Annotated in this window: 18 protein-coding genes; 12 read left to right on the forward strand and 6 right to left on the reverse strand. The window is 67.2% G+C overall.

Annotated elements, in window-relative coordinates:
• Position 1: 1 nt before the first annotated feature.
• The 4 genes from ATE67_RS01760 to ATE67_RS01775 all read right to left on the reverse strand — a co-directional run bounded on the left by ATE67_RS01760 (position 2) and on the right by ATE67_RS01775 (position 7,938).
• Positions 2-1,819, reverse strand: coding sequence for a ShlB/FhaC/HecB family hemolysin secretion/activation protein (locus tag ATE67_RS01760; protein ID WP_058814968.1), 1,818 nt, complete (start codon positions 1,817-1,819; stop codon positions 2-4).
• A 180-nt stretch (positions 1,820-1,999) separates the two neighbouring features.
• The gene (locus ATE67_RS01765; protein ID WP_058814969.1) at positions 2,000-2,764 is read right to left on the reverse strand and encodes a hypothetical protein; all 765 of its coding nucleotides are present in this window, start codon (positions 2,762-2,764) and stop codon (positions 2,000-2,002) included.
• Positions 2,751-4,826, reverse strand: a complete 2,076-nt coding sequence (locus ATE67_RS01770) for an adenylate/guanylate cyclase domain-containing protein (RefSeq protein WP_058814970.1) — start codon at positions 4,824-4,826, stop codon at positions 2,751-2,753. Before ATE67_RS01770 ends, ATE67_RS01765 begins: the two co-directional genes overlap by 14 nt.
• Before the next feature lie 16 nt (positions 4,827-4,842).
• Positions 4,843-7,938, reverse strand: coding sequence for a CHAT domain-containing protein (locus tag ATE67_RS01775; RefSeq protein WP_058814971.1), 3,096 nt, complete (start codon positions 7,936-7,938; stop codon positions 4,843-4,845).
• A gap of 215 nt (positions 7,939-8,153) precedes the next feature.
• Between ATE67_RS01775 and ATE67_RS01780 the strand changes: the two genes are divergently transcribed.
• The 3 genes from ATE67_RS01780 to grxD are packed head-to-tail and all read left to right on the forward strand — an operon-like array spanning position 8,154 to position 9,106.
• Positions 8,154-8,480 (forward strand): DUF1476 domain-containing protein, encoded by a 327-nt coding sequence (locus ATE67_RS01780; protein WP_058814972.1) that lies wholly within the window; start codon positions 8,154-8,156, stop codon positions 8,478-8,480.
• A gap of 11 nt (positions 8,481-8,491) precedes the next feature.
• A complete protein-coding gene (locus tag ATE67_RS01785) occupies positions 8,492-8,725 on the forward strand; it encodes a BolA/IbaG family iron-sulfur metabolism protein (RefSeq protein WP_058814973.1) in 234 nt (77 codons plus the stop codon).
• Positions 8,726-8,773: 48 nt separating this feature from the next.
• Positions 8,774-9,106 (forward strand): Grx4 family monothiol glutaredoxin, encoded by a 333-nt coding sequence (grxD, locus tag ATE67_RS01790; protein WP_058814974.1) that lies wholly within the window; start codon positions 8,774-8,776, stop codon positions 9,104-9,106.
• A gap of 10 nt (positions 9,107-9,116) precedes the next feature.
• Here the strand turns inward: grxD and ATE67_RS01795 are convergent, their stop codons facing one another.
• On the reverse strand, positions 9,117-9,818 hold the full coding sequence (locus ATE67_RS01795) for an anti-sigma factor family protein (RefSeq protein WP_058814975.1): 702 nt from the start codon (positions 9,816-9,818) through the stop codon (positions 9,117-9,119).
• Positions 9,815-10,303: an RNA polymerase sigma factor gene (locus tag ATE67_RS01800; protein ID WP_058814976.1), complete on the reverse strand. Its 489-nt coding sequence runs from the start codon at positions 10,301-10,303 to the stop codon at positions 9,815-9,817. Before ATE67_RS01800 ends, ATE67_RS01795 begins: the two co-directional genes overlap by 4 nt.
• A gap of 113 nt (positions 10,304-10,416) precedes the next feature.
• Here ATE67_RS01800 and ATE67_RS01805 point away from each other — a divergent pair, with 113 nt between their 5' ends.
• From ATE67_RS01805 to ATE67_RS01845, 9 genes are all read left to right on the forward strand, one after another.
• Positions 10,417-11,691, forward strand: a complete 1,275-nt coding sequence (locus tag ATE67_RS01805) for a S8 family serine peptidase (protein WP_231728005.1) — start codon at positions 10,417-10,419, stop codon at positions 11,689-11,691.
• 132 nt (positions 11,692-11,823) lie between these two features.
• Positions 11,824-12,687, forward strand: a complete 864-nt coding sequence (locus ATE67_RS01810; RefSeq protein ID WP_058814978.1) for a hypothetical protein — start codon at positions 11,824-11,826, stop codon at positions 12,685-12,687.
• Between the two features lie 441 nt (positions 12,688-13,128).
• Complete coding sequence (locus tag ATE67_RS01815; protein ID WP_058814979.1) at positions 13,129-13,497, forward strand: BlaI/MecI/CopY family transcriptional regulator; 369 nt, start codon at positions 13,129-13,131, stop codon at positions 13,495-13,497.
• Positions 13,494-15,185: a M56 family metallopeptidase gene (locus ATE67_RS01820; protein ID WP_058814980.1), complete on the forward strand. Its 1,692-nt coding sequence runs from the start codon at positions 13,494-13,496 to the stop codon at positions 15,183-15,185. Before ATE67_RS01815 ends, ATE67_RS01820 begins: the two co-directional genes overlap by 4 nt.
• A gap of 139 nt (positions 15,186-15,324) precedes the next feature.
• Positions 15,325-16,245, forward strand: a complete 921-nt coding sequence (locus ATE67_RS01825; RefSeq protein WP_058814981.1) for an MBL fold metallo-hydrolase — start codon at positions 15,325-15,327, stop codon at positions 16,243-16,245.
• Positions 16,242-16,844, forward strand: coding sequence for a DUF4230 domain-containing protein (locus ATE67_RS01830; protein ID WP_058814982.1), 603 nt, complete (start codon positions 16,242-16,244; stop codon positions 16,842-16,844). The genes ATE67_RS01825 and ATE67_RS01830 overlap by 4 nt, the downstream gene beginning before the upstream one ends.
• A gap of 65 nt (positions 16,845-16,909) precedes the next feature.
• On the forward strand, positions 16,910-17,680 hold the full coding sequence (locus ATE67_RS01835) for a hypothetical protein (RefSeq protein ID WP_231728006.1): 771 nt from the start codon (positions 16,910-16,912) through the stop codon (positions 17,678-17,680).
• A 74-nt stretch (positions 17,681-17,754) separates the two neighbouring features.
• Complete coding sequence (gene nadA, locus ATE67_RS01840; RefSeq protein WP_058814983.1) at positions 17,755-18,744, forward strand: quinolinate synthase NadA; 990 nt, start codon at positions 17,755-17,757, stop codon at positions 18,742-18,744.
• Positions 18,745-19,696: 952 nt separating this feature from the next.
• A complete protein-coding gene (locus tag ATE67_RS01845) occupies positions 19,697-19,969 on the forward strand; it encodes a GlsB/YeaQ/YmgE family stress response membrane protein (protein ID WP_082660138.1) in 273 nt (90 codons plus the stop codon).
• The last annotated feature ends 142 nt before the right edge of the window (positions 19,970-20,111 follow it).

Genomic DNA, 20,111 nt, shown 5'->3' on the forward strand with positions numbered 1-20,111 from the left:
ATCAGCGCGCCTTCACGCCGAACTGGGTCGTAAACGAAACCAGGAAGCGGGGGTCGGGCTTCTGGGCCAGGAAACCCGCGCGGTTGAGCGGCGCGGCGACGGTCAGGTCGAGCCGTGCCAGCGCGCCATAGGCGATGCGCAGGCCGCCGCCCGCCGAGTAGAGCTTCTGCGGGTTGAGCCCGTTGAAGGCCGTGTCCTTGTTCCACACCCATGCCGCGTCGAAGAAGGCAAAGGGCTGGAGCGCGAAGGCCTTGGTGTTCGCGGGGACGAACGAGCCGTAGCGCAGCTCGCTCGACACACCGACGCCGCTGTCGCCGATGATCGTGCCGGGATCGAACCCGCGCCCCACGGTGAAGTTGCCGCCCGAAAACTCCTCATAGGCGACGAGCGGATCGCTCGCCCATTGGCCGCGGGGTGAGATCGCGAGCGTGAACAGCTTGTGCGGCCGCCATTCGATCTGCGCTTGCGCCCGCACGAGAAACGCGTCGGGCTTGGCCTCGATGCGCGTCAGCGGGATCGCGCCGGGCAGGAAACAGGTCGCGCCGCCGGGACCGCAATCGTCGCTCGCGCCGAGGAAATTCACGCCCTGCCGCGCCTCGAGCGATGTCGCAATGCTCCAGCGCGGTTCGGATGGGCTGAATCCGCCCTTGCCCCCGATCGAGGCCGGGTCGACCCAGCTCGCATCGGCGCGCAGGTTGAAGACGCGGATGCGGTCGCGGTTGAGCGGCACGCCGCCGAGCCCGATGTCCTGATCGATGATGTCGAGCCCGCCGCCGACCGAAAGCCGCCGCGCCTGCGTCAGCACCAGCGGATAGGAGGCGAACAGGCTGACGATTTGCGTCGTCGATTTCACCGGGAAATTGGCGATATCGGGACGCGTCCAGGCATAGGTGTAGCTGGCGCCGAGGCGCAGGCCTTCGCCGCCGATGCGAAACTCGTGCGCCAGCTGCAGAACATTCTGCTCATCGAAATCGGGCGTCGTATAGAAGCTCGCCGTGGTCAGGTCGCCCATGCCCGTCAGCCCGGCAAAGCGCACCCGCGCGACCCCGCCCCAGCGGCCGACGTCCTTCGACCCGAAATTCTGGATATTGGCGTCGAACAGCACCGGCGTGCGGACGACGGTGACTTCGCCGACGACTTCGCCCGGCACCGCGCCGGGGCGCAGGGTCAGGCGCGCGTCGAGTCCCGGAATGTCGCGCGCCAGCAGCAGGTAGCGCTCGGCATCGATGATGTTGAACACCGGCTGATCGTCAAGACGCGCGAGATAGCGTTGCAGCAGGCGCTCGTTCGCGCCGGCGTCGCCGCGCACCTCGATGCGCGTCATGCGCGCCGAAAGAATGTCGAGCTGGACGATGCCGTCGGCGCCGATCGTCTGCGGCGGCACGCGGACGGCGGCGAGATAGCCCTTGCTGCGCAGCATCGTCGCGGCCCGATCGCGGATGTCGCAGACGACGGCGATCGGCAGATCCTGGCCGACCTTGTCCGACCAGCTGGCGTCGAGCATCGAGGTATCGATCCCCTCGACGGGCGAGAACCGCACGCCGCGGACAGTGACGCGAACATTCGCGAATTCGGGATTGGCGAGCGGGCAGGGCGCGCGCTCGATGGCATCGTCGCTTGTGACGACCTGTTCCCCCGGAGGGGAGGCAGGGGGCAGGTTCGGGCGCTGGATTTCTTCTCGGGTCGGCACCACCTGCGCCTGTGCGGTCAGGGGTATCGCGGCGGCGATCAGCCCGGCCGAGCAGGCCAGCGCCCGCCGAATCGCTCCGCCTTTCGGCACCGCGATTCCCATCGTGTCCACATACCCCTTGTCGGTCATCACCACCCCTTGTGTTCGCATGCGTTCGCAACCTACGAAACGCAACAATTCTGCAGGCTCTGCCGCTGGCGCAGCAGTGCGAATTTTCGACCCAAGGAAAGGACTTGCCGCTTGGTTGCGACTGATTTTGTTCAGTTGTTAACAGATGGTCCGAAACGGTTCAATGCCAACCCGTTTCCGTTAACCACCCGCTGTCTCGGCTTCGGACATCGCCTCGGCCAGGCGGTTGAGCTGCGGCGTGCAGCCCTTGGCCATCAGCATGTCCACCGACCCTTCGACCGTGTCGGGGATCGCGCCCATTTCGGCGAAGCGCACGGTCACCGGCTTCGACAGGCCCGCGCCCGACAAGCGATAGTCGACGCCATATTGCAGCGGCACCTGGTCGGTCGGCCATTTGCGGAAATTGGCGCCGTCGACGATCGCCACCGTCGCTTTCTTGCCACCGCTTTCGATCTCCAGCGCGGTGTCGCCTTCCATGTTCGGGCGCCACAGCATCAATGTCGCGGGGTTGGCGACGCAGAAGGTGCCGCTTTCGCGATAATCGAGCAGCCAGACGTTCGGTGCGCGCATCTCGCTCGGCGCCGGTTCGGGCAGGTCGCCGCGGGTGGCCCCCCCGCGCGGCCGCATGGGGCTGGGCGACAACATGCGCGTGACCGTGGTGCCCATCGAGCTGCTCGCCTGGATTACCCCGGTCGCGCCGAATGTGCCCGGCCCCGACAGCGTGCGGGTCTTGCCGCCTTGCATCAGGATGACCTTGTCGCCCGACGCAAGGGTGAGCTTATCGGTCGACTTCAATTTGGTGCCGGTCGGATATTTGCCGGCCGAGGGCCCGGTCGAGCGGACGACCATCGACTGCGCGGCGGCAGTGCCGGCGACGGCCAGCGCCATGATCGCGGCCGCGGCGGTCAGCCCCATCCGGCGGATCGACTTTTCAGGAAAGGACATAGCTTTCTCCTTTTTTCGTCTCGTTCAAGCGTTCTATCAGGAACATGATGGCTGGTTCCTGACCGAATTCTTCGGCCAGCGCTGTGGCGCAGGTCACATAGGCATTTTTATCACCTGCGGCGTGCGCAGCAACAAGGTCTGCGATACGCGCGCGCTGCTGCGCCGACAGGTCGGGGCGCGGGGTGAAGACGTCGACAGGTTGAGCGCGGCCGCGCAGCGTGACGCGGCCCATTGGCACCAGATCATCCCGGCCCGACTTCACCGCGGCTTCGGCGGAGATCAGCACCGCGGTCTTCAGGCTCTTGTTCGCCGATTCGAGCCGCGAGGCGGTGTTCATGCTGTCGCCGAGCGCGGTATATTGAATACGGTCCTCACCGCCGAAATTGCCGACGATCGCGTCGCCGACGTGCAGCCCGACGCGCGTCATGCCGATCGGCGGGACGTCCTCGGCCCTCAAGTCGGTACGGAATTGTTCGCCGACCTGGTTCATGGCGATGGCGGCGGCTGCCGCCCGCTCGCCGTCGTCGGGCCGGCTCAGCGGCGCGCCCCAGAAGGCGACGATCGCGTCGCCGACGAATTTGTCGATCGTCCCGCCATGCTCGAGCACAACGTCGGACAGCCGGTCGAGATATTCGTTGAGGAGGCGCGCCACTGTTTCCGGCGTTGTCGCATGGCTGAGTTTTGTGAAGCCTTCGAGGTCGGTGAAGACGCAGTAAATGTTGCGACGCTCACCGTGCAGCGACAACTGATCGGGGTCGCGCATGATCTGGGCGGCCACGTCGGCGGGCAGATATTTGCCGAGCGCCGACTGCGCGAAGGCGCGCTGGCGCGACCCGATGGTGCGCGCTGCGGTGCCGACCGCGGCATAGCCGAGCAGCCAGCCGAGCGCCCAGCCGAAGGCGGGGAGGGTCGTGGTGTCGACGCCATTGCCCTGCAGCCAGAAGGGAAAGGCGACGAAGAAGGCCATCTGCCCGAGGAACGCCACCGCGACCCAGCGCGCGCGCATGTCGATCAGCGCGGTCAACCCGCCCGCAAGGACGACGAGCAGCGCCAGGATCCAGAGCGCCGGCCCTGGCAGCCGCTGCGACCAGTCCTTGTCCAGCTGCTGCGCCAGCATGCTCGCATGGACTTCCAGCCCGATCATCGTCTCGTGCTGGCCGGTGGTGGGGTCGACGAAGCGGCTCGACGGGATGTTGAACTGATCGGTATCGATGATGTCGCCGCCGATCAGGACATAGCGGTCCTTGATCAGCTCGGAAAAACCGGCGCGCATCTCGTCGTCCATCGGCATGGCGAAGGTGTCGATGGGGATGTTCGCGAACACCGGTTCCTCCTGGCCCGCGGCGGCGCGCGCGGGGACCAGGAAACGGATGTTGCCCTGGTAATCGGCGTGGCTCGCATCGACCGGCGCCATCGCGTTCGCCATCAGCGGCGGCAGGCCCTTCGGCCGGTCGGGCCAGTTGCGGATCACGCTGTCGGCATCGGTGCGGAAACGCACGCTGGTCGGCTTCGTCTTGTCGGTGGTGACGTCCGCCAGATAGGCGGCAAGGAACTTCTGCTGTTCGAAGAAGATGGTGTTCGGATTGCTCGACTGCTCGATATAGGCGATCCAGGTCGGGGTCTTCATCGCGCGCAACTGCGCCTTCAGCGCATCGTCGTCGGGGCGCGGCGAGTCGAACAATATGTCGATCCCGATTGCCTTCGCGCCCATCTGGTCGAGATTGGCGAGCGCGTTGGTCAGCACCGTGCGGTCGAGCGGCGAGCGGATGCCGGTGTTGAAGAGCGTCTCGTCATTATAAGTGACCATGACGATGCGCTTGTCCTGCGGGACATGCGGCGCCATCACCATCGAACGCGCGTCATACAGCGCACGTTCGGCATCGCCGACCAGCGGCATCTGCCAGCTGAAGCGCGCAAACAATGTCGCGACGATCAGGAACAGGATCGTCGCCGCCATGCGCGACGGGCCCAGCTGCATGACCAGCCGGCGGATGCGCTTGCGCAGCGGCACGGCCGCCGGCCGTGCGTCTGCCGTCGCTGTATCGATCGTCTGGCTGGCCATCAGGGTCCGGGTTTCGTCAGCGGGCCGCGCGGCCTGCTGCCTGTCCGTCCGCCGCGGCGGTCGTCGTCGCGCGCAGCAGTGGCTGGGCGCCGTCGCCGATGATCGCGAAACCCGCCCAATAATAGGGGTGCGAGGTCTGCTTGTCGTTCATCAGCACCATCTGCGTCTGCCACAGCGCATCGGCGACGCTCTCGCCCTGCGGGGCTGCGAAGAGGCCGCCGATAAGGCGCGTCGTCGCGTCGAAATCGTCGGGGGCCGGCCAGTGGCTCGCGACGACCGAGCGGCCGCCGGCGCCGATGAAGCTGCGGACGAGCCCGTCGAGCGCGTTGCCGCCGCCGCTCGCGACGCCCGCTTCGCGCGTCGCTGCGACCGAAGCCGCGCCCGCGGTGTCGCACGCCGACAGGATGACGAGGTCGGCGTTGATCTTGAGGTCGAAAATTTCCTGGAAGGTCAGGAGGCCGTCCGAATCCTGATCGCCGAACGAGGTGACCAGCGCCGGGCGTGCGGGGCAAGAAGGCCGGGGTGCGGTGACCAGGCCGTGCGTCGCGAAATGGATGATGCGATAATCGGACAGGTCGCCGCGGTTCTTGACCGCAGTGTCGGTGAAAGCGCCGCCGGTCAGAATGGTCGTCGTGTCGCGGCTCATTGTGCGGGTGGCGGTCACCAGCTCGGTCGCCGAGATCGGCCGGCTCCACTGGCTGACGTCCCATTGGCAGCTGCCGTCGATGGCGCTGCCCGATGCCGCGCCGCGCGTCCCGGTCGAGGGCAGGACGCCGCCGACGACCGGCAAATTCTGGCCCAGCCCGAAATATTGGCGCGCCGCGTCCGAAGGCGGGGCTTGGCGGGCGTTGCGGAAGGACAGCGCCGATACCGCGGTGCTCGGGCGCGTCGTGCGGCCGAGCCAGGCGATCTGGCGCATGTCGAACGCGTCGGCATTGGGATCGGTCAGCCGCTCCTCATAGGCGGCGAGGCCGGTGTCGGAGGTGATCAGCAGGTTGACCGGCAGCCGCAGCATCGCACCGTCCGGCTCGAAGATCAGGTGCGACACGCGCGGCAGCCGGTCGGCAACCGGCGCGAACAGCTGCGTGTAAAGCTGGCGCGCGGTGGCCGCGTCGAAGGGATAGGTCACGCGGCGGCCATTCTCGACCACCGAGATCGTCGCGCGGATTGCATCGACCGCATTCTCCAGCCCCTGCGTGCTGATATCGGTACGCCAGAGCTGCGCGTCCTGGTTGCCGATCATCATGGCGTAGACGGCATCGCCGACGACGAGCATCTTCAGATAGGCCTCGTCGGGCTTCAGCACCTGTTGCAGCTCGGCGAGGTCGAGCTTGCCCGGTGCGACGACGCGATATTGCGGATAAGCCGACAGCTTCGCGACCGTCTCGGCCTGCTGGAAGGACAGATTGTCGAGCTGGGTCTTCAGGTCGGCGCGTAACGCATTGATTTCGGGCGTGACCGGCAGCTGCGCGAGGCGGGCGTCCTCGATCCGCGCGCGCTCGATGTCGCGGTTCAGCGTCGTCGCCTGACGGAACAGCCGCGCCCCGTCGTCGCTGCCTGCCGACAGTTCGCGCGCGAGCACCGCCTGCGTGTCGGCGACGCCGGGACGGACCTGCAACTGGCTGGCGACGAAGAAGTCGCCGACCGCCGACGCGTCGGCCGCGCTGCGGCTTGCGAGCAGCTTGTAATAGGGCGCCATCATATTGGCCATGCCGGTGGTCGATCGCTGCGACGCGGCAAGCGCGGTGACAACCTCCTTGTAGATGGCCAGCGCCTTGTCGTCCTGTCTATGCCGCGTCAGAAACGCGGCATAGCGCGCGCGCGCCGAGGCGAGGGCGTTGGTCTCGGGATATTCGACCGACAGCGCGTTGATCGATTCGAGGAAGCGCGCGTCCGCTGCAGCCTCGTTGCCGAGCGCCTCTTCGGCGAGCGCGAGTTCGCCCAGCATCTGCGAACGCAGCCGGACGATCGAGGTCACGCGCCCTTCGCGGACCGCAAGCGCGTCGCCAAGCCCCTTGAGCTGCGCCGTCTTTGCTGCCGCCGCATTCCCGCGCAGCCGTTCGACCGTGCCGAGCAGATGCACCGCCTGTGCGTCGATGATCTGGGCGCGCTCCAGCGGCGTCAGCCGCTCGCGGTCGCCGGTCTGGCGCACTGCGCGCGCGTTGGCGCCGCTGTTGACGCCCGCGGCGATTTCCGGCGTCAACGTCACCGCGCCGTCCTCGACCGTCACCGCGTTCGACAACGGCGGGATCGGCGTCTGGAGCAGCGCCGCCGCGCCGTCATAGTCGCGCTGGTTCAGCGCGTGGATCGCGCGGAAATTGCGGCGGAGGCGCAGCTGGACCGGATCGCTGGTCGGGATCGCCTCGACTTCGCCGAACAGTCGCTCGGCTTCCGCAAACTCGCCGAGGTTCGAGCGCTGGAGCGCACGGTTCAGGGTGAATTCCGTCGGGTCGAGGTCGGCGGCCGCCTGCTCGTCGAGCGCGCGGCGCGACAGCGCCTCGAAGAATTCGGCGGCTTCGGCATAGTCGCCGCTGTGGTTGCGCCGGTATCCCTCGGCCAGCGCCTTGTCGACGTCGATGGTGCCGGCGAGCGTGCGGGCGAAGCCGTCGTTGCCGCCGACCGAGGTCGTTGCGACCTTGATCACGCCGGGCACGACCTTGCGCTGCTTGATCGAAGCGAGCGCTATGGTCAGCGCGTCGCCATAGGCCTCGAAGCCTTCGGCCGCGTAAGTCACGTCGCCGGCGCCCTCGACGCGCGTCGTCCAGGCGACATTGCTGTCCTTCACGGTGCAAGCGCCGTCGGCGCAGACGATCGTGCCGGTGCGGCCGGCGTCGATTCGCGCGCGCGCCTCCTCGGGACTGGCGCGCAGCATGCGGACATAGCCCACCGGCTGGCTGGCGTCGCGGCACACGATCAGCCAGGCGCGGTCGAACATCCCCTTGATGACGGAATCGCGGACCGTCGCCTGCACTTCGCAGAGCGAACCGCCCTGGTCGCCGATCGAGAAGCTGTCGCGGAGCGTGGGGTCGCTGGCCTGTGCCTGTGCGACTCCGGGCGCGGCAAGAGCCAGCGCCGCCAGAATCGGCACGAAAAACGGACGTCGAGCGGTCATCACCAAATCCCCCAAAGCAAGCTTCAAGGCGCCATGTCCGCAACTGTCGGCGGCAAGGCGCAGTCTTCAATGCTGCGGTACGACCCATTCCCGTCGGGGCGGACCCTAAACCCATCATTTGAAAAAGGGAAGTGATCAGCGGCACAGCGCCTTGCGCGCTTTGGCACAGCGACCTATCTGGACTGCGAACCCCTATTTTCCGGCAAGGACTAAAAATGAGCGCATTCGACGATCGTGAACGAGCCTTTGAAGCGCAATATGCGCGCGATCAGGAAGTGCAGTTCCGCATCATCGCGCGCCGCAACCGCTTGGTCGGCGAATGGGCGGCCGAGCGCATGGGGCTGACGCCCGAGGAAACCGACGCCTATGCCAAGGCGGTCGTGCAGGCCGATTTCGAGGAAGCGGGCGACGAAGACGTCATCCGCAAGCTCGCGGGCGACCTCACCGCGGCGCAGGTCGAGATCAGCGACGCCGAAATCCGCTCGGTGCTGAACGACAAGACCGCCGAGGCGCGCCGCCAGTTCATGGACAGCCAGAACTGAGGGGCGATCCGATGGGCATGCAGCAGGCCGATCTGAAGGCCATGATCGAGGCGGCGTTCCCGGACGCCAGCGTGTCGATCACCGATCTGGCGGGCGACAACGACCATTATGCAGCGCATGTCGTCAGCGAATCCTTTCGCGGCCTGACGCGCGTTGCGCAGCACAAGGCGGTCTACGCCGCGCTCGGCGGACGCATGGGCGGCGAACTTCATGCCTTGCAATTGACGACCGGCGTTCCTTCATAAGGGACTGAGCCAACTTTTTCGGCGCGACGCGCCCCGGAGACTGAATCAATGAGCGATCCCGCCACCCACGACCGTATTGCCAAGCTGGTCGCCGATCACCCCGTATTGCTGTTCATGAAGGGCACGCCGCTGTTCCCGCAGTGCGGCTTTTCCTCGCGCGCGATCGCAATGCTCGACCGCCTGGGGATCGAATATGACACCGTCGACGTGCTGCAGGACATGGAAATTCGCCAGGGCATCAAGGAATTTTCCGACTGGCCGACGATTCCCCAGCTCTATGTGAAGGGCGAATTTGTCGGCGGCTCGGACATCATGATGGAAATGTGGGAAGCCGGCGAGCTTCACCAGCTGGTGACCGGCATCCCCGCCCGCGCCGAATAAGCGCTAAGCCCTACTTCTTGCGCCACCCGCCGTCGCGCGCCGCGCGCTCGGCGTCGGCGTCCAGCGGATCGCCCGCCATCATCGCGGAGGCGGCTGCTGCAAGCTCGCCCGACGACGCCTGCCGGTAGTCCGATCCCGCCTGTCCCTGCAGCGTCCGCTCGAGCTGCCAGCGACCTTCCTTGCGGCAGCCGATGCCGTCGAGGGTCGCGCTCTCGAAGCTGCGGCAGAAGCGGCCGTCCTTGTCTGCAAAGCTGAGCCCGATCCGGACATCGGCGCCGGCCGGCTGATTCGACGCCAGCTGTGTGTCGAGCGCCTCGGCCAGCGGCCCGGCGGCGATCAGCGTTCCGTTCGACGTCGCGACGTTCGGCGTCGGCGCCCAAGGCCGCGTGCCGACCGTAATGCCCAGCACAAGCGCCGCGGCCATCGCGCCCCAGTGGGTGGCGTCGAGCCGCCACCGTTTCGCTTCGCGCCGCGCGGCAAGGCTCGTGTCGACCGTTTCGCGGGTCGCCAGCAGCGCGCGCAGCCGTTCGGGAACGGGCTCCTCGGCGATCGGTGCGAAATGGGCCGCAAGCTGCGCTTTCAGCGCCCGGTGCCGCACGATCTCGGCCGCGAGCGCGGTGTCGGTTTCGGCCTCGCGCTCGATCCGGCGCGCGGTCAGGTCGTCGAGCTCGCCATCCACATAGGCGGCAACGGTGGCGGGATCGAAACTCATGCCGCTTCTCCCAGCAAATTCATCAACGTCTCGCGTCCGCGTGCGAGGCGCGAGGTCACAGTGCCGATCGGCACCTCCAGTATCTCGGCCGCCTCGCGATAGGCATAGCCCTCGACGAGGACCAGCATCACCACTTCGCGCTGTTCGTCGGGTAGCCGCGCCATCGCGCCGTCGACGTCGCCGCGCAGCGTTCCCGCCTCGACTTCGGCCGCGCCGTCGCCCGCGATCTGGGTGACGGCGTCGTCGATCGGCGCATGGATGCCGCGCCGGGTCGCGGCCCGGCGATCGTCGATCCAGAGGTTGCGGGTAATGCGGTACATCCAGCTATCCAGTCTCGTTCCTTGTTGCCACTGATCGCGCGACTTCAACGCGCGTTCGATCGCCGCCTGGCACAAATCGTCGGCATCGTTGGCGTCGCGCGCCAGCCCGCGCGCAAAACGGCGCAGCCGGGGCAGCAGTTCGATCAGTTCCTCTTCGAAGCGCATCGTCGCCTTTTCTCGCCGTTCGCAGGAAGAAACGATGCGCTTCTATCGTTTCTTCCGCATCGTGATAAATTTTTCTGCATCGGCTTCGCGGCCGCCGCGTATGAGGGTCAATGATGCGAGTAACCGCCATCCTGTTGCTGATTGCGAGTCTGCTCCTGATTTCAGTCGGGATCGGGCAGAAGGTCTCGGCGCAGGTCGCGCTGCCGCCGGTGCAGCTGCCCGATGCGGCGCGAACGATCCCGCCGCTGCCGAGCGTGGGCGCCGATCCGCTGATCACCGTTGCCGATACGCTCGCCGACGTCCGTCTCAACCGTATCGCCGCGCTCGTCCGTGGCCATCGCGACAGCATCGAGCTCGACGAGCGCGGCGAGCCCGCGGTGCGCGGCGTCCTCGTCGCGACCGGCATCGACGACGCGATGGTGGCGAGCGCGGCGAAACAGGGCTTTGCGCTGATCGACCGCGAACATGTCGAGGGGCTCGACCTCGATATCGCGCGCTTCCGCGTGCCCGAGGGGCGCAGCCTCGCCCGCGCGCGCAAACAGCTCGCGAAACTGCTCCCGGCCGCCGAGGTCGATGTCGACAATATCTATTTCGCCAGCGGACCCGGCGGCGCGTTGTCCGGTGCCGCGCTCGCGGCGCCCTCGGCAGGTGGCGCGGCATCGCTCGGCCTGATCGACGGCGGCGTCGCGGCGCACCCGTCGCTCGGTGGCCGGGTCGAGCAGCGCGGCTTCGCCAGGGGGGCGCCCGCGGCCAGCAAGCACGGCACGGCGGTCGCGTCGCTGCTGATCGGCAACGGCGCGGTCCGCGGCAGCGCGCCGGGGCAGCGTCTACGCGCGGCCGATGTCTATGGCAGCGATCCCGCGGGCGGCAACGCCAGCGCAATCGCGCGCGCGCTCGGCTGGCTCGCCCAAGGCGGCGTCGCGGTGACGACGATCAGCTTGGTGGGCCCCGACAACAAGCTGCTCGCGGCGGCGATCCAGCGCGCGCAGCAGCGCGGCATGCTGGTCGTCGCGGCGGTCGGCAACGACGGACCAGCGGCGCCGCCCGCCTATCCGGCCTCCTACCGCGGGGTCTTTGCGGTGACCGGCGTCGACGCCAAGGATCGCGTGCTTCCCGAGGCGGGGCGAGCGCTCCATGTCGATTTCGCGGCGCCGGGCGACGCCGTGCTCGCCGCGACCGGCGCCGCGTCGAGTGAGCGGCTGCGCGGGACGTCCTTCGCCGCCCCGCTCGTCGCCGGACGCCTCGCGCTCCGTTACCCGGCCCCGGGCATCGACCGCATCGGCCCGGCGGTCGCCGCGATGGTGATGGAGGCGCGCGATCTCGGCAAGAAGGGCCGCGACAAGCTTTACGGCCACGGCCTGATTTGCGGCACCTGCGGCGGCCGCTGAACGTCCCTTCGCCGGGATGACGAAGGGACGTATCGCCGGGCGCGCACAAATTTTTTCGGAAGAAAATCGAACGCGCCCTCGTTCTCTCCTCAGGCCCACCCCCTCCGGGCCGCACATTCAGGAGTAGGACAAATGGCAAATCGTATTTTCATCTCGGCCATCGCGCTCGCTGCGTCGGCCATGGCTTTCTCGGCTCCGGCCTCGGCGCAGCTACTCGGCGGCAGCGGCGGGCTTGGCGGCAACCTCGGCGGTACGCTGGGCGGGACGCTCGGCAACCCCACCGGTCCGATTGGCAGCACCATCGGTTCGACCGGCGACATCGCCGGTTCGGGTCGCGGCGACGCGAGCGTCGATCGGCGCTCGGGCCGCGTGCAGGGCAAGGGCGGCGCTGATGCCAGCGGCCGCGGCTCGCTGGACGGCAACGGCAATCTGATCGGCAACACGATCGGCGGCAGCGCCAATGGTTCGGGCAGCGCCTCGGGCAACGGCAGCCTCGACGCCCAGCTGGTCGGCACCGACGCCGTCGGTCAGACCGCCCGCGGCGCCATCGGCGCCGCCCGCGACAGCGCCTCGACCGTCGCTGGGACTGCGCGCGGCGCGGTGGGCAAGGTCCGTGATCAGGCCGGCGGCACGCTGTCGGGCGTTTCAGGGACCGCGAGCGGCGCGGGTTCGGCCGCGGGCAGCTTTCAGGGCAGCCTCGGCCAGCTTGCGGCCGCGGGCAGCGGTGCCGCCAGCGGTAACGGCATGTTCGCCGTTGCCCCCGGCATGCCCGTCACCGACCCGCGCGGTAAGGTGATCGGCTATGTCCAGGAGCTGCGCCAGACCGGCCGCGGTGTCGTGCAGGCGGTGACGGTCGAGGTCGGCAACCGCGTCGCGACGCTTCCGGCGGCGAACTTCGCCGGGTCGGGCGATGTGCTCGTCACGGGCATGACCAAGGGCCAGCTCAAGAACGCCGCCGAGCAGCAGCAGGACGCGCAGGCGCAGTCCGCCGAATAACCGATAGATGGGGCGGCCGTCGCGCTCACCGCGACGGCCGATATCTGGGCGGGCTGCCTTCGCAGCCCGTCCCTTTTTGTTTTCCGTCGCATGGAAAAGCATCCGGGGGGCGGGGCCTTTCGGCCGCTCCGCCCCCCGTTTGCATCGGGGGCAAGTGGGGATTTCCGGAGTGGGGGCAGGGGACATCAGGGACCAGACTGATGTCCCCCACCGCTCCATTGAGCGGAACACTCGGGAACATCTGATACTATACAAGCCGCGTGCCAATTTGCCGGCTTCGGGGATTTTGGCGGGAGACGCTGGTTAGCAATTCCTTACCGCTCCTGCGCCCTGTCAAAATTCCCGACATCCGCCGGTTCATTTTCGTTCAGGAAGCGTTCAGCCGATTGACTACATTTGTAGTCGTATTGCAGATCAGCGCCGATGGGAGGGGTTTCCGGCATGGCGGAAAGAGCAAGCGACTCGGAGATGCAGGTGCTGTCGGCCCTGTGGGAGAAAGCCCCGCAGACCGCCGCCGACCTGACCCAGCGCATCGGCAAGATCAACGGCTGGACGCAGGCGACGGTGAAGACGCTGCTTGCACGGCTCGTCCAGAAGGGCGCGGTTACGGCCGAGGCCGATGGCCGCCGCTATCTCTACAGCCCAGCGGTCGAACGCGCCGACGCCGTCGGTGAGGAATCGCAGCGCTTCGTCGACCGCCTCTTCGGCGGCCGCGTCAGCCCGCTGATCGCGCATCTTGCTGAGCGTGAAGCCTTATCGGACAGCGACATTGCCGAAATCGAGGCCCTGCTCCGGAAGCTCAAGTCATGAGCGCCGCCATGGTCCTGCAGGTCTGGGGTGACACGATGGTCACCACCGCGGCCCTCGTCCTCGCGGTCCTTTTGATCCGCAAGCCCTTTGCGCGCCATTTCGGCCCGCAGCTCACCTATATGCTCTGGCTCGTGCCGGCGTTGCGGCTGTTCCTGCCGCCGCTGCCCTTCGCCGATGCGGTGCCGGTCGCCGCGGCGCAGCCCGCCAGCGAGGCGGTGTTCCTGGTGCCGGTCGACGCGCTGGCCGATGCGCCGGTCGCGGCCGGGCCGCTCTGGTCCTTCGCAGACCTTGTGCCTTATATCTTTGCGATCTGGATGGCGGGGGTCGCTTTCGTGCTGGTCGCGGCCTGGCTGTCGCACCGCCGCTTCCGCCGCGAGGTGCTCGGCGCCGCGGTCGAACTGGAACCGATCGGCAAGATTCGGCTGGTGATGACCGATATGGTCGACGGCCCGGTCGCTTTCGGCCTCTGGAACCGCTTCGTCGCCGTGCCGCATGATTTCTTCGCCCGCTACGCCGCCGAGGAGCGCGCACTGGCGATCGATCACGAGCTGGCGCACCATCGCCACGGCGACCTGTGGGCGAATGCCGCCGCGCTGCTGCTGCTCGCGTCGCAATGGTTCAACCCCTTTGCCTGGCGCGCGATCCGTGCCTTCCGTTTCGATCAGGAGGCGGCGTGCGACGCGCGTGTCCTGACGATGTCCGACGCCGCGCCCCGCCATTTGCGGACCGCGCGCTACGCCACCGCGATCGCCAAGGCGGCGGTGGGCTCCCGCCTGTCGCTCGCCGCGCCGATGGCGGTCCATGACAATCTGCAGGAGAGACTGACGATGCTGACCAGGGAGGATATTTCAAAGAAGCGGGGTCTGATCGGCAAGCTGCTGGTCGGCGGGGCGACGCTTGCGGTGCTTACGACGACCGCGACGCTGATTCCCGCCGCGACGGCGAGCGCGCAGGCCGACATCGCCGAGCCGCCGGCGCCGCCCGAGGCGCCGCTGCCGCCCGAAGCGCCCGCTGCCCCCGAAGCACCCGAAGCACCCGGCTTCATGGTCTTCACCGAACATGCCGACGGCGATGCGGGCACCGATAAGGACGGCAAGAAGCGCGAAGTCCGCCGCATCGTCATCCGTCAAAGCGGCGAGGGTGAGGGCAAGGATCACCCCGCGGTGATGTTCGCGCCCACCGATGGGAAGATGAAGCGCATCGAAATCCGCACCCCCGGCGGCCTGTCGCGCGATGATGTGATTGCGACGCTGAAGGAACAGGGCATCGCCGGTGCGCAGGCGGAGGCGATCGCCGACAAGCTGGAGGCGAAGCGCCGCGAGCGCATTCGCACCGTCATGGCGCCGATGCCCCCGATGGCGCCTCTGCCGCCGATGGCGATTATGCCCCATGGCGCGTGGAAGTCGCCCGATGGCAAGGCGATGGTGATGGGCAAGTGCGGCGACGGATCGAAGCCCGCGCCGATCGTCAACCGCGAAGAGGTCGACGGCAACAAGCGCGAGCACATCTACATGATCCGCTGCGGCGATACTGCCGAAACCAAGGCGGCGCGGCTCTCGGCGCTCAAGAAGGCGCGCGAGGGATTCGACAAGGGCCGCACGGCGCAGGGCCTGTCGGACGAGATGCGCGCGAAGGTCGCCGCCGACCTCGACAAGGCGATCGCCGACCTCGAAAAAGCGGGCAACTGACGGGCCAAGAGCTACCTGGCCGGCCCCCATTCCCCGGTGGGGCTGGCGGCAGGGGCGGGGAAAGGGAGCGGTTTCATGACCGCTCCCTTTTTCGCGTCCGCCCTTTTCCTTTGGCGGCGGCGATGCCACATGCAGGGGCATGAGCGAAGAAAAGCCTTGGCCCGACACGATCCGCGCCGGCGATTGCGAACGGCATGAGCCGCTCGTCCGCCGCGTCCTCGCGCCGAACCCGTCGCCCTATACCTTCACCGGCACCCAGACCTGGATCGTCGGCGCGGGCAGCGACGTCGCGGTGATCGACCCCGGCCCGACGGGCAGCGGCATGAGCATCGGCGATCCGCCTGACGCGAACGGGCAGGGCCATGTCGACGCGATCCTGCGCGCCGTGGAAGGCCAGCGCGTCGCAGCCATCCTGTGCACCCACACCCACCGCGACCATTCGCCGGCCGCCGCGCCGCTCAAGGAAGCGACCGGCGCGCCGATCATCGGCTGCGCCCCGCTCGCGCTTCGCGATGACGGCCCGCGCGCGGACTCGGCGTTCGACCCCGACTATGCCCCCGACCGCGTGCTCGCCGACGGCGAGCGTCTGTCGGGCGACGGCTGGACGCTCGAAGCCGTTGCGACGCCCGGCCACACCTCGAACCACCTCTGCTTCGGGCTTGTCGAAAGCGGCGCGCTCTTCACCGGCGATCATGTCATGGCTTGGTCGACCAGCGTCGTCAGCCCGCCAGACGGCGACATGGCGGCCTATATGGCGAGCCTCTCGAAGCTCTACGACCGTGACGACCGCGTTTATTATCCCGCGCACGGGCCGGCGGTGACCAAGCCGCGCCAGCTCGTCCGCGGCATGCTCGGGCATCGCAGGCAGCGCGAGCGCCAGATCCTGCGCGAACTCGAAAAGGGCACGCACGTCATCCCCGATATGGTGAAGCATATGTACAAGGGACTCGACCCGCGCCTGACCGGCGCCGCCGGCCGCTCGGTGCTCGCGCATCTGCTCGACCTCGAACAGCGCGGTCAGGTTGCGCGCGCGGCCGACGAATGGCGGCTCCTTGCATGAACCGTTCGCTGTTCCGCATCCTGGTCCTCGTCCTCTTGGGCGTGGCGCTCTTCCTCGGCTGGCGGGCGTGGCGCGACTGGCAGCGCGGCTATGATCCCGAGACCGTCGTCGCCGCGAGCCTCCAGGGCTTGCAGGAGCAGAATGTCCTCGTCCCCTTTACCGCGCGCTATGTGGCGGTCGTCACCTCGACACAGTCGCGGCTCGGGCTTGAGGCAAAGAAGACGCTGATCATGCCCGGCACCGTGCGCTACGAACTCGACCTCGCGAAGCTGAAGCAATCCGATCTCGACTGGGACGCGGCGACCAATTCGCTCGGCATCACCTTGCCGCCGCTCCGCCTCGCCGGACCCGAAATCGACCTCGACTCGATCAGCGAATATCGCGACGGCGTGATCCTGCTGACGCTGACCGACGCGGAAAAGACGCTCGACGCCGCGAACCGCAAGGCGGCGCAGGAAGAACTCATCAAGCAGGCGAAGGGCGCGACCCCGATGCGCCTCGCGCGCACCGCCGCCCGCAACGCGGTCGAACAGAGCTTCGCGATGCCACTCAAGGCCGCCGGCATCGACGCGAACGTGACGGCGCGCTTCGCCGAGTGAAACGACTTTCCGCAGCCCGGCCGTTGCGATAGTCTCGCCGGCATTGGGGCAAAAGGGGCGTTCCGATGGCGACCATGGTGCAGGAATCATCCGCGGCGGCGGGCAAGGACAGTTTCTATTTTCGCAGCGCAGCGGCGATGGCGATCATCGTCGTCGCGGGCTTTTCGATGCAATGGGCGATGGGGCGCTCGACCTTCGCGGCGCGCCCGCTGGTCCATGTCCACGCCCTCATCTTCATGACCTGGGTCGGCATCTTCGTGGCGCAAAGCTGGTTCGCATCGAACGGCTCGGCGGCACTCCATCGACGGCTGGGCCAATTGGCCGCGGTCTGGACGCTGGCGATGATCCTGCTCGGCTTCTGGATCACCATCGACGTCATCCAGCGCGGGACCGCACCCTTCTTCTTTCAGCCGCAGCATTTCCTGATCGCCAATCCGGTGAACGTCCTGTGCTTCGCGGTGCTGATTGCCGCCGCGCTCAAGATGCGTCGGCGCCGCGACTGGCATATGCGGCTTCAGCTGTGCGCGATGGCGTCGATCCTCGGGCCGGCGTTCGGACGGCTGCTGCCCATGCCGCTGCTCGGGGCGCACGCCTGGGACATTGCCCTCCTGTGCGGACTGGCCATGCCGGCCGTCGGCATGGCGCGCGACCTCAGGCGCGAGGGGCGGGTGCATCCGGCGTGGTGGTGGGGTATCCTCGGTATCCTCGCGCCGATCCTGATCGCGCATCTGATCGCCTTTTCACCGCTCGGCGACGCCATCTATGCGTTCGTTACCTCGGGTCATCCGGGCGCCGCCGTCGACGGCCTTGCCTTTGCGCCGCCGCCAACCATGTAAGGACGGCGCCGATTGCCCTGCCGCGGACCCCGGTGTAGAGGGCCCGCAAGGCAAGGCCATATAAGGATAAAGCCATGACTGCTCCCGTCCGCGAGAATCTCTCGGGCCTCGACCTGCGCGCCGAAATCGAGCGCCTCCGCAAGGAGCGCAACGCCGTCATCCTCGCGCATTATTACCAGAAGCCGGAGATTCAGGACCTGGCCGATTTCGTCGGCGACTCGCTGGAGCTCTCGCGCAAGGCCGCCGACACCGACGCCGACGTCATCGCCTTTTGCGGCGTCAAGTTCATGGCCGAGACCGCGAAGATCCTGAGCCCGCAAAAGACCGTGATCCTGCCCGACATGGACGCGGGCTGCAGCCTCGAGGATAGCTGTCCGCCGGAACAGTTCGCGCGCTTCCGCGCGGCGCACCCCGATCATATCGCGCTGACCTACATCAACTGCTCGGCGGCAGTGAAGGCACTCAGCGACATCATCGTCACCTCGTCGAGCGCCGAGACGATCATCAGCCAGATCCCCGAGAGCCAGAAGATCATCTTTGGCCCCGACCGGCACCTCGGCGGCTATCTCAACCGCAAGTTCGGGCGCGACATGCTGCTGTGGCCGGGCGTCTGCATCGTGCACGAGGCGTTCAGCGAGACCGAGCTGCTGAAGCTGAAGGCGCAGCACCCGGGCGCGCCGGTCGCGGCGCACCCCGAATGCCCGCCGCATATCGTCGACCATGCCGACTATGTCGGATCGACCAGCGGCATCCTGCAGTTCGCCAAGAGCTTCCCCGGCGACACGCTGATCGTCGCGACCGAGCCGCACATCATCCACCAGATGGAGCTGGCGCTGCCCGAAAAGACCTTCATCGGCGCGCCGGGCGCGGACGGCAACTGCAACTGCAACATCTGCCCGTACATGGCGCTCAACACGATGGAGAAGCTCTATTTGGCGCTCCGCGACCTCAAACCGCAGATCGAGATGGACGAGGGGCTGCGTCTCGCCGCCCGCAAGAGCCTCGACCGGATGCTCGAAATGGCGTCGGGGACTGTCGGCAAGGGCGATCTCGGCCGCGCCTGAGTCGCGACTCGCTGACCGCGTCGGGGATTTTCGGACTGAGTCGTTTTCGGGACTCGATTGCTGCACCGCGGCAATCGCGTTGGAAAATGCTGCGCGCTTGTTACAAAAATGCAGCAGTGGATCCGCTTGTTGCTAATGCCGGAGTTATCCACAAGCGCAGGAGCCGGCAGCGGATTTTTCGCGCATTTTTTGTTGGCGGCGAAAACGGTTCGTGACAGCTTCAAATCATCGGACGACAGAGACGAAAAGCCGCCGGGACACGAAGGGTAGTTGCAAGACTAGCCAGAAGATAACGGACTGGATTTACGAGGAAATCGACCGACAGTCTGGTCACGGAACGCAGCGATTCCCACGAGTTGAGGCGAACCAGACCGGGCATATGAAAGACAGTCCATCGCTTTGGAAGCGCAGCTGCTTCGGCAGAGGCACGGACGAGATGATGAAGGGTCTTTCAGGTGAGGCCGGCCCCCGAAAGGGGGCCGACCAAACCATCGCCGGACTGATCCGGCGCGCGCCGCGACGTATCATTTGCGGGTTGCAGGCCTTCGGGCCGGTAAACCGGGATGACATGGAGCGGAGGCCCGCGGGAGCAACAACCGGATAGTGGGGGTTGGCAGCAATGTCGGCCCCCATTTCGTTTGCGCGCCGCCTTCTGCCCGCCCGCAACAAATTGCCGCGCCTGTGACCTTCGTCACATCGCCGTAAAACAACCCTGCTTAAGCCTGTTCCTGCGACCCGGAGCAGTTCCCCGACCGGAACTGATCCTCCTCTCCCGGCCGTGTCCTCAGGGACCGGCCGGGAACCTTTTTCCCCATTCTCGATTATATGCGCATCCGGCGAGGCATGCCGCACCCCATGGATGCGGCCATTTCGCTAGGTAATTGCAAGGATTTAGGTTACCATCATCCCGCCTGCAGCGTCGGGCATCATAAGGATCGTAGGGGGTCTCAATATGATTGATTTCATTATCGCTATCGTCATGGGCGGCGTCATCGGCTGGCTCGCCAGCATCGTGATGCGGACCGATGCCCAGCAGGGCATTTTCCTCAACATCATCGTCGGCTGTATCGGCTCGATCCTCGGGCGTTTCCTGCTTGGCCGGTTCCTCGGCGGCGGCCATCTCCGCGGCGACGCGTTCGACCCGATGACCTTGCTGACGGCGTTTCTCGGCGCGATCATCCTGCTCGCGATCGTCAACCTCGTCCGGCGCGGCAGGGTGCGCTGACCGGCATCGCCATTTCGTCCGATCCGGACGGATGGCCGCAAAAGGGGCGACCGGGATCGACCGGCCGCCCCTTTTTCTTGCGCCAAGCACTGGAATTCACAGCCCAATCTGCCTAAGAGGCGCGCGCCGAGGCGTCGGGCGG

Source organism: Sphingopyxis sp. H050, assembly GCF_001468265.1.
Classification (GTDB): Bacteria; Pseudomonadota; Alphaproteobacteria; order Sphingomonadales; family Sphingomonadaceae; genus Sphingopyxis.

Excerpts from the sequence above, each read along its gene's own strand:
- ATE67_RS01760 (WP_058814968.1), bottom strand. The coding sequence starts at position 1,819 with ATGACCGACAAGGGGTATGTGGACACGATGGGAATCGCGGTGCCGAAA.
- ATE67_RS01765 (WP_058814969.1), bottom strand. The coding sequence starts at position 2,764 with ATGTCCTTTCCTGAAAAGTCGATCCGCCGGATGGGGCTGACCGCCGCG.
- ATE67_RS01770 (WP_058814970.1), bottom strand. The coding sequence starts at position 4,826 with ATGGCCAGCCAGACGATCGATACAGCGACGGCAGACGCACGGCCGGCG.
- ATE67_RS01775 (WP_058814971.1), bottom strand. The coding sequence starts at position 7,938 with ATGACCGCTCGACGTCCGTTTTTCGTGCCGATTCTGGCGGCGCTGGCT.
- ATE67_RS01780 (WP_058814972.1), top strand. The coding sequence starts at position 8,154 with ATGAGCGCATTCGACGATCGTGAACGAGCCTTTGAAGCGCAATATGCG.
- ATE67_RS01785 (WP_058814973.1), top strand. The coding sequence starts at position 8,492 with ATGGGCATGCAGCAGGCCGATCTGAAGGCCATGATCGAGGCGGCGTTC.
- grxD (WP_058814974.1), top strand. The coding sequence starts at position 8,774 with ATGAGCGATCCCGCCACCCACGACCGTATTGCCAAGCTGGTCGCCGAT.
- ATE67_RS01795 (WP_058814975.1), bottom strand. The coding sequence starts at position 9,818 with ATGAGTTTCGATCCCGCCACCGTTGCCGCCTATGTGGATGGCGAGCTC.
- ATE67_RS01800 (WP_058814976.1), bottom strand. The coding sequence starts at position 10,303 with ATGCGCTTCGAAGAGGAACTGATCGAACTGCTGCCCCGGCTGCGCCGT.
- ATE67_RS01805 (WP_231728005.1), top strand. The coding sequence starts at position 10,417 with ATGCGAGTAACCGCCATCCTGTTGCTGATTGCGAGTCTGCTCCTGATT.
- ATE67_RS01810 (WP_058814978.1), top strand. The coding sequence starts at position 11,824 with ATGGCAAATCGTATTTTCATCTCGGCCATCGCGCTCGCTGCGTCGGCC.
- ATE67_RS01815 (WP_058814979.1), top strand. The coding sequence starts at position 13,129 with ATGGCGGAAAGAGCAAGCGACTCGGAGATGCAGGTGCTGTCGGCCCTG.
- ATE67_RS01820 (WP_058814980.1), top strand. The coding sequence starts at position 13,494 with ATGAGCGCCGCCATGGTCCTGCAGGTCTGGGGTGACACGATGGTCACC.
- ATE67_RS01825 (WP_058814981.1), top strand. The coding sequence starts at position 15,325 with ATGAGCGAAGAAAAGCCTTGGCCCGACACGATCCGCGCCGGCGATTGC.
- ATE67_RS01830 (WP_058814982.1), top strand. The coding sequence starts at position 16,242 with ATGAACCGTTCGCTGTTCCGCATCCTGGTCCTCGTCCTCTTGGGCGTG.
- ATE67_RS01835 (WP_231728006.1), top strand. The coding sequence starts at position 16,910 with ATGGCGACCATGGTGCAGGAATCATCCGCGGCGGCGGGCAAGGACAGT.
- nadA (WP_058814983.1), top strand. The coding sequence starts at position 17,755 with ATGACTGCTCCCGTCCGCGAGAATCTCTCGGGCCTCGACCTGCGCGCC.
- ATE67_RS01845 (WP_082660138.1), top strand. The coding sequence starts at position 19,697 with ATGATTGATTTCATTATCGCTATCGTCATGGGCGGCGTCATCGGCTGG.